This window comes from Deltaproteobacteria bacterium (genome assembly GCA_019308925.1).
Taxonomy (GTDB): Bacteria; Desulfobacterota; B13-G15; order B13-G15; family RBG-16-54-18; genus JAFDHG01.
This window is the reverse complement of sequence record JAFDHG010000027.1, coordinates 19,171-27,135: the sequence shown is the minus strand read 5'-3', so window position 1 is coordinate 27,135 and position 7,965 is coordinate 19,171. Positions and strand designations below refer to the sequence as shown.

General features: G+C 52.6%; 9 protein-coding genes. All 9 read left to right on the top strand.

Going from position 1 to position 7,965, the window contains the following annotated elements:
* On the top strand, positions 1 to 671 hold a 671-nt coding region (locus JRI46_05850), incomplete at its 5' end, for a 2-oxoacid:acceptor oxidoreductase subunit alpha (GenBank protein MBW2039107.1).
* The gene (locus tag JRI46_05845) at positions 643 to 1,476 is read left to right on the top strand and encodes a 2-oxoacid:ferredoxin oxidoreductase subunit beta (protein MBW2039106.1); all 834 of its coding nucleotides are present in this window, start codon (positions 643 to 645) and stop codon (positions 1,474 to 1,476) included. The genes JRI46_05850 and JRI46_05845, both read left to right, overlap by 29 nt.
* 15 nt (positions 1,477 to 1,491) lie before the next feature.
* On the top strand, positions 1,492 to 2,085 hold the full coding sequence (locus JRI46_05840; GenBank protein ID MBW2039105.1) for a 2-oxoacid:acceptor oxidoreductase family protein: 594 nt from the start codon (positions 1,492 to 1,494) through the stop codon (positions 2,083 to 2,085).
* 18 nt (positions 2,086 to 2,103) lie between these two features.
* Positions 2,104 to 3,193 (top strand): peptide chain release factor 2 gene (gene prfB / locus JRI46_05835; protein MBW2039104.1). Its coding sequence is split into 2 segments (ribosomal slippage): positions 2,104 to 2,172 and positions 2,174 to 3,193, totalling 1,089 coding nucleotides; the frame shifts between segments, so codons are not numbered across the junction.
* Between the two features lie 66 nt (positions 3,194 to 3,259).
* Positions 3,260 to 3,502, top strand: coding sequence for a cell division protein ZapB (gene zapB, locus JRI46_05830; protein ID MBW2039103.1), 243 nt, complete (start codon positions 3,260 to 3,262; stop codon positions 3,500 to 3,502).
* A 32-nt stretch (positions 3,503 to 3,534) separates the two neighbouring features.
* Complete coding sequence (locus JRI46_05825; GenBank protein ID MBW2039102.1) at positions 3,535 to 3,819, top strand: cell division protein ZapA; 285 nt, start codon at positions 3,535 to 3,537, stop codon at positions 3,817 to 3,819.
* A 282-nt stretch (positions 3,820 to 4,101) separates the two neighbouring features.
* On the top strand, positions 4,102 to 5,670 hold the full coding sequence (rny, locus tag JRI46_05820) for a ribonuclease Y (GenBank protein ID MBW2039101.1): 1,569 nt from the start codon (positions 4,102 to 4,104) through the stop codon (positions 5,668 to 5,670).
* 14 nt (positions 5,671 to 5,684) lie between these two features.
* Complete coding sequence (locus JRI46_05815; protein ID MBW2039100.1) at positions 5,685 to 6,476, top strand: TIGR00282 family metallophosphoesterase; 792 nt, start codon at positions 5,685 to 5,687, stop codon at positions 6,474 to 6,476.
* Positions 6,473 to 7,708: a tyrosine--tRNA ligase gene (locus JRI46_05810; protein ID MBW2039099.1), complete on the top strand. Its 1,236-nt coding sequence runs from the start codon at positions 6,473 to 6,475 to the stop codon at positions 7,706 to 7,708. Before JRI46_05815 ends, JRI46_05810 begins: the two co-directional genes overlap by 4 nt.
* The last annotated feature ends 257 nt before the right edge of the window (positions 7,709 to 7,965 follow it).

Sequence of the window (7,965 nt, the reverse complement as noted above, 5' to 3'; positions counted from 1 at the left end):
CTCCGGTGATCTTATTGATAGATGAAGTTGTGGCCCATATGCGGGAGAAGATTAGCATCCCCCCATCGGAGGAATTGGAGGTCTTCAATAGGATCAGGCCTACGGTCCCCCCAGAGTGGTATATCCCGTACGCTGACACCCCCAGTGGGGTACCCCCCATGGCCCCTTTTGGAGAGGGGTATCGGTATCACGTCACCGGCCTTATCCACGACATCAGGGGTTTTCCTACCTCGCGCAGCGATGAGATCGGCCCCTTTTTTAAACGTCTGTTCAGGAAGATCAGCCAAAATTTTGCTGATATCCATATGTCTGAGACCTTTGAAACAGAAGATGCGGAGATCACGGTCATCGCCTATGGGGCCGTGGCGAGGTCCGCCAAGAGGGCGGTGGCGGAGGCCAGGGAGCAGGGGATCAAGGCGGGCCTGATGAAGCTTATGACCATCTGGCCCTTTGATAGACCGGCAGTAGAGCAGGTAGCCAGGAGATCAAAGGTCCTCTTGGTACCTGAAATGAACATGGGGCAAATTTCCCGGGAGGTCAAGCGGGTGAATAACGGGGTGTCCACAGTGGAAACTTTAAATAAGCTAGATGGGACTTTGATTACCCCGGTGGAGATTCTTGAAAAGATCACGGAGGCCTATCATGAAAGAGGTAACCAAACTCATCCATAAATACCTGCGTCATGATAAGAAGTTTCCTCACGTTTGTTGCCCTGGGTGCGGGAACGGCATTATCTTGGGTGCCCTGATCAGGGCCATCGACCGCATAGGATTTACCAAAGATGAGATCGTCCTGGTCTCGGGGATAGGTTGTTCGGGCAGGATGCCGGTCTACGTGGACTTCAATACCCTTCATACTACCCATGGCCGGGCCCTCACCTTTGCTACAGGGATAAAATTGGCCAAGCCCGAGCTCACTGTGATTGTATTTATGGGAGATGGGGATGCTACGGCTATAGGGGGAAACCATTTTATCCATGCTGCAAGACGCAATGTCGACCTTACCGCCATTATCTTCAACAATAATATCTATGGCATGACTGGTGGGCAGTTTTCACCGACCACCCCTTATGGGATGAAGGCCACCACAGCACCCTACTGGCATATAGAACATGCCTTTAAGATTGCCGAACTCGCGGTCACAGCAGGGGCAGTCTTTGTTGGAAGGGAGGCTGTATATAACGCAAAGCGTTTGGATGCATTGATAGAGAAGGCCCTGCTGAAGAAGGGTTTCAGCGTGGTGGAGGCTATCACCCATTGTCACATCCAATATGGGAGGCGGAACAGACTCGGTTCCGCTGTAGACATGCTGAAATGGCAAAGGGATAACGCTATTTCCGTGGAGAAGGCTCAGAAGCTCTCTCCTGAGGAGCTCGAGGGTAAGATCATCACCGGAGTCTTAGTGGATAGAGAACTCCCCATTTACCAGAATGAGTATGACAGAATCAGGGAGAGGGCTCGGGATATGACAGCATAAGAGGGGAGGTAGAAAGTGGGATTTCGATATGAAATCAGATTGAGCGGGGCAGGAGGACAAGGGTTGATCCTCATTGGGATTATTCTGGCGGAGGCCATCGGCCTTTATGAAGGGCTGCATGTGGTCCAGACCCAGAGTTACGGTCCTGAGGCACGGGGAGGGGCGAGTAAGTCTGAGGTCGTGGTCAGTGATGAGGAGATCGATTATCCGAAGCCTCAAAAGGTGGATCTCCTGTTGGCCATGAACCAAGCCTCCTGTGACCTTTATTTCCCTGGCCTCAAGGAGGATGGTACGTTGTTGGTGGATTCGACCTTTGTGAATCAGGTTCCCACACCTAGGGCGCTCAGGATACCCCTTACCAAATTGGCACGGGAGCGTTTGAGCCGGGAGATCGTGGCCAATATCGTGGCCTTAGGGGCCATCTCTGAGTTGACAGATCTGGTCAGTATCGCAAGTTTGGAGTCGGCTCTCCTTGGCCGGGTTCCTAAAGGGACGGAGGAAATCAACAAAAAGGCGTTATACCTAGGAAGAAGTGAGGCTAAAAAAGTGCTGAAGGAGATGCAGGGAAAAGAGATTGTTGATTACACCCTAGAGGAGACGTCGGTCTAGGTTTACAGGAGAAGAGCAATGATGGAGGAACTAAGAAAGATATACGCTGAACAAAAAGGACGATTAGAGAACTTACGAGGTCATCTTTGACATTGAGAAAAAGGGAAAGCGGGTTGAAGAGATCGAGAAAGTAGAGTCGAACCCAAGTTTTTGGGAGAATCCGCAACAGGCGAAGGATGTATTAAGGGAAAAGGGGAATCTTCTCCGGTCCATCGACTCATGGGAGGCCTTGGCTAAAGAGTTGGAGGAGGTGGAGATCCTTTTGGAGATAGCCGAGGTGGAGGATGGGGGAGAGGTCGAAGAGGCCCAAAGGAGGTTGGAAGGGGCCGAAAAGAGGCTCAGGTTCCTGGAACTGGAGGGGATGTTCACCGAATATGAGGATCGCCGCAACGCCATTGTCAGCATCAACGCTGGTGCCGGAGGGACAGAGGCTCAAGACTGGGCCGAGATGTTGTTGCGTATGTATCTGAGATGGGCCGAGTGCAGGGGCTTTTCTACAGAGATAGTCGATATCCTCGCAGGTGAAGAGGCGGGTATAAAGAACGTAACCTTTATGGTGAAGGGGGAATACGCCTATGGACATCTGAAGGCCGAGTTGGGCATTCATCGGTTGGTGCGGATTTCCCCCTTTGACACAGGGAAGAGACGCCATACTTCCTTTGCCTCTGTATCTGTCTACGCGGAGACCCCCGACGATGTGGTAATTGAGACTGACGAGGCCGATCTTAGGATAGATACCTTCAGGGCCAGTGGGGCAGGGGGGCAGCATGTGAACAAGACCGATTCCGCCGTTCGGATTACCCATCTCCCCACAGGGATCGTGGTCCAGTGCCAAAATGAACGTTCTCAGCACAAAAACAAGGCCACAGCAATGAAGATCCTCAGGGCCCGCCTCTATGAACTGGAGATGCGCAAACGGGCGCAAAAGATGGAGGAGTTCCACAAGAGCAAAAAGGAGATTGCTTGGGGGAATCAGATCCGTTCCTATATCCTGCACCCCTATCGGCTGGTCAAAGACCACCGCACTGGGGTGGAAAGAGGGGATGCGGAGAATGTTTTAGATGGGGATATAGACGTCTTTATAGAGAGCTATCTCATGAATAGATAGCCCAAAGCCATTGGACTTGGAAGAGCTTGACTTTCCCTTTAAAGGGGATTAAAATCTTTCCAACCCATGGAAAAGGAGAGGGAAATCGATGAATTTGTGGTTTTAGAGGAGAGATTAAACAAGATATTGGAGGGATACACCACATTAAAGGGAGAGAGAGAAAAACTTATCTCCCAGATTAAAGAAAAACAGGAGGAAGTAGAGAGGTTTAAAGGAGAGGTTTCCTCCCTAAAGAAGGAGAGGTTGGAGGTCCGCACGAGGATAGAACGGCTTATAGAGAGGTTGGAGGAAATCCCCTTAGATCATTAATGACCCTCATGGTTACAAAAGGGGGATCAGGTATGGTGAAGAGGGGCGCAGAGGTTGAGATTTTCGGAAAACGGTATGTGCTGAAGAGTGATTTTCCTGAGAAACAGGTTAGGGAAGTGGGTACCTATGTGGATGGGAAGATGAGAGAGGTTGCGGAGGAAACCAAAACGGTGGACACCCTTCATATAGCAATCTTGACGGCCTTGAATATAGCCCATGAATATCTGCAGGAGAAGGGGGAAAAAGAAGAGCTCCTGCAGCGGATAGAGGAAATGGCCGAGCGACTGGAGGAATTTATAGCCTTAAAAATGGGGTAAGCGGGGAAAAAGAAAGGTGAGTGGGCAGGACCTATCTTTTCGGAATGGCCTCCCCAAAAAGGCCTCCGGGCCTTTGATTTAAATAAAAAATTCTTGCTGAGGTAAAGGAATTTGTTGTCAGGCGAAAAAATCTCTCAGAGATTGATCTTATGCGCCAGAGTCAGTCACAGGAGGCCCTTTCCTGAGTTGGTGCGTTAGCCTTTTTCAAACCCACCACTTTCTCTTTTCTTTCTTGAGATAAGCCCCCACATTCCCTATTAATACCAGGAAGGAGGTGCTTCAATGCAGATTTCTCCTTTAATTTTAGTTATTGTCCTTGCTGCTGCCAGCGGGTTAGGTCTCTTGATAGGTTTTCTCATCCGCAAGAGGTTGGGGGAGGTCAGGTTGGAGTCAGCGGAGAAGGTCGCCGAGAGGATAATAGCCGAGGCCGAGAAGAAGGCGGAGATGCTGAAAAAGGAGGCCCTCCTTCAGGCCAAGGACAGCCTATATCAGATCAAGGCCGAGTTTGATAAGGAAATGACCGATAAAAGGGCCGAACTCCAAAGGCTGGAAAAGAGACTCCTGCAAAGAGAGGCCAATATTGACAAGAAGGTGGATATATTGGATTCCAAGGAGATCGAGATCAACAAGAGGGAGAGGACCCTGGCAGAGAAGGAGAAATGGGTGACGGAACAGGAGAGGAAGTATCAGGAGCTGTTGGTGGAGGAGAGGTCCAGGCTGGAGAAGATCGCCAATATCACCTCCGAGGAGGCCAAGAGGTTGCTGATGGAAAGGATGGAGGGTGAGGCGCGACATGAGGCCGCCAAGAGGATAAAAGAGATCGAGGATGAGACGCGGGAGCAGGCGGTCAAGAAGGCAAAAGAGATTATCAGCCTGGCCGTACAGAGGTATGCTGGGGAGTACGTGGCAGAGAAGACGGTCTCGTTGGTCAATCTCCCCAACGAGGAGATGAAGGGGAGGATAATCGGTAGGGAAGGGAGGAACATCCGGGCCTTAGAGGCGGCCACGGGGGTGGATCTAATCATCGACGATACCCCTGAGGCGGTGATCCTGTCAGGATTTAACCCCATCAGGCGAGAGATCGCCAGGATAGCCCTCGAGAGGTTGATCAGCGACGGGAGGATCCACCCGGCTAGGATAGAGGAGATTGTTCCCAAGGTGGAACAGGAAATAGAAACCAGCATAAAGGAGGCAGGGGAACAGGCCGCCTTCGATGTAGGAGTACATGGGTTGCATCCCGAGTTGATCAAGATGATAGGTAAGTTGAAGTACAGGACCAGCTTCGCTCAAAACGTATATCAGCACTCTATAGAAGTGGCCTTTCTCTGTGGGATAATGGCCTCTGAATTGAATCTGAACGTGAAGCAAGCCAAGAGGGCAGGGCTCCTGCACGATATCGGCAAGGCAGTGGATCATGAGGTGGAAGGGGTCCACGCGACCATCGGTGCCGATTTGGCCAGGAAATATGGGGAATCTGAAGAGGTGGTAAATGCCATTGCCGCCCACCACGACGAGGTCAGCTCTAACAACATCTTGGCGGTCTTGGTCCAGGCGGCCGATGCCCTCTCCGGGGCCCGGCCCGGGGCCCGGAGGGAGATGTTTGAAACCTATGTTAACCGTCTCGAGGATCTGGAGAGGATCGCTAGCTCCTTTCCGGGTGTGGAGAAGTCCTACGCCATTCAGGCGGGCAGGGAGGTGCGTATCATCGTCCAAAATGAGGAGATCTCCGATGAGGAGGCGGTGATGCTCTCGCGGGACATCGCCCACAAGATTGAGAAGGAGCTGAGCTACCCCGGACAGATAAAGGTGACGGTCATCAGGGAGACAAGGGTCGTGGAGTACGCAAAATAGAAAGGGAGAGAAAGTTGAAGATATTATTTATCGGAGATGTGGTAGGGAAGGAAGGAAGGCGAGCTGTGGCAGAGCTCCTCCCCCATCTGGTGGGTGAAAGTATTGACTTTGTCATCGCCAACGGAGAGAACGCCGCGGGGGGGATGGGGATTACCCCCCAGGTTGCTGAGGTGTTGTTGGAGCTGGGTGTCAACGTCATCACATCCGGAAACCACATCTGGAGAAAAAAGGAGATCATCCCCTTTCTGGAGCAGGAGTCCCGTCTCCTGCGCCCTGCCAACTACCCTTCTGGTGCACCAGGCAGGGGGAGCGGGATATATGCTACCCCTGATGGGAAAAAGGTCGGCGTCTTAAACTTGGAAGGGCGGATCTTCATGAAGGCCTTGGAGTCGCCTTTTAAGATGGCTGAGGAGCATCTATCCTTTTTAAGGAGGGAAACTGAAGTGATTATCGTCGACTTCCATGCAGAGGCCACTTCGGAGAAGATGGCCCTTGGTTGGTTCCTCGATGGTGACGCCAGTGCCGTTCTGGGGACCCATACCCATGTCCAGACGGCCGACGAGAGGGTGTTGCCTGGGGGCACTGCCTATATCACCGATGTGGGAATGACCGGCCCCACTGACTCCGTGATTGGTATAAAAAAAGAGACCGCCCTGGAGAGATTTCTTACTATGCTCCCCAACAAGTTTGAGCCGGCCAAGGGGGGAATAGAGCTTCAAGGGGTGATCGTAGAGGTGGATGAGGGGACCGGTCTAAGTTTAGGGATCCACAGGATTAAGATGGGGTTGGATCAACAGAACGGATGAAGGATATCTATGGTATCTTAAAAGAGAGGGGTTTTATCGAAGGGGTAACCGATGAAGAGGGTTTGAGGGGTCTTCTTGGGTCAAGGGAGATTACTTGTTATATCGGCTTCGACCCCACCGCCCCCAGCCTCCATGTGGGGAGCTTGATCCCCATCATGTCCTTGGTGCACATGCAGCGGGCCGGCCATCGGATCATTGCCCTGGTGGGGGGGGGTACGGTCCTTATCGGAGATCCCAGCGGAAAGAAGGAGATGAGGCAGATCCTCACCGGCGAAGAAGTAGAGAAGAACTCCCATGGTCTTAAGAAGCAACTTTCCAAATACCTCGATTTTGGTGAGGGCAGAGCCCTCCTTTTAAATAACGCCGAGTGGTTGACCAGATTAAACTACATCGAATTTCTGCGGGACATCGGAAGGAACTTTAGCGTCAACAGGATGCTGAGCGCCGAATCTTATCGGGCTAGGTTGGAGACAGGGCTGAATTTTGTGGAGTTCAACTATATGCTCCTGCAGGCCTATGACTTCTTGTATCTTTACCGTGAATATGATTGCCTCCTCCAGATGGGGGGAAGCGATCAATGGGGCAACATCGTGGCCGGGGTTGATCTGATCAGGAGGGTGGAGGGGGGGGCGGCATATGGCATGGTCTTCCCCCTGATCACCACAGCGACAGGGGAGAAGATGGGCAAGACCGCACAAGGGGCCATCTGGCTTGACCCCGAGCACACCTCTCCCTACGAATACTATCAATACTGGATAAACACTGATGATCGAGATGTGGAACGTTTCTTGGCCCTGTTCACCCTGCTATCTATGGAGGAAGTCAGGGAGTATGGCCGGCTCAAAGGGGCTGACCTCCGTCGGGCCAAGGAGGTCTTGGCCTTTGAAGCCACTAAGGTCACCCATGGTGAAGTGGATGCCAAAGAGGCCCGCGAGGCCTCAAGGGGGGTCTTCGCCGGCGAGGAAGGGAGCTTAGAGTCCATGCCCACCACCTTCTTGGAGAACAAACGCCTGGAGAGGGGGATAGCCGCCTTTGAACTCTTTGCCGAGACGGGTTTGTGTAGCTCTAAAGGGGAGGCGAGGAGATTGATCTTGCAGGGTGGCGGTTATGTAAATGGGAGGCGTCTCCAGGAGACTGATGAGCGGATCACCAAAGAGCATCTCTGGGAGGGAGACATCATCCTGCGGGCGGGCAAGAAGCGTTACCATCGGGTGGTGCTCAAGGAAGGGTAATGCCTCAGTTATCAGGGGAGGAGGACCCCTTATCCCCTCGCTTCAGAGCTTTCGCGGTGACCCTTTCGGGGTTCGCAGGCGGGGAATACTCGCCCCTTCCCCGCTCTAAAGGCGGGGCTTTCCCCTTCCTGCTCACCCTCGGTGGGTACCCCACCGCTCCCAGCAACTTCGCTCGGGGATGAGAGGCCCTTTGAAGCCCATCCCCCCAAGACTGAGGGATTACGTCCTGGGGTAATTTCCCCTTGACAAAAGAGGGG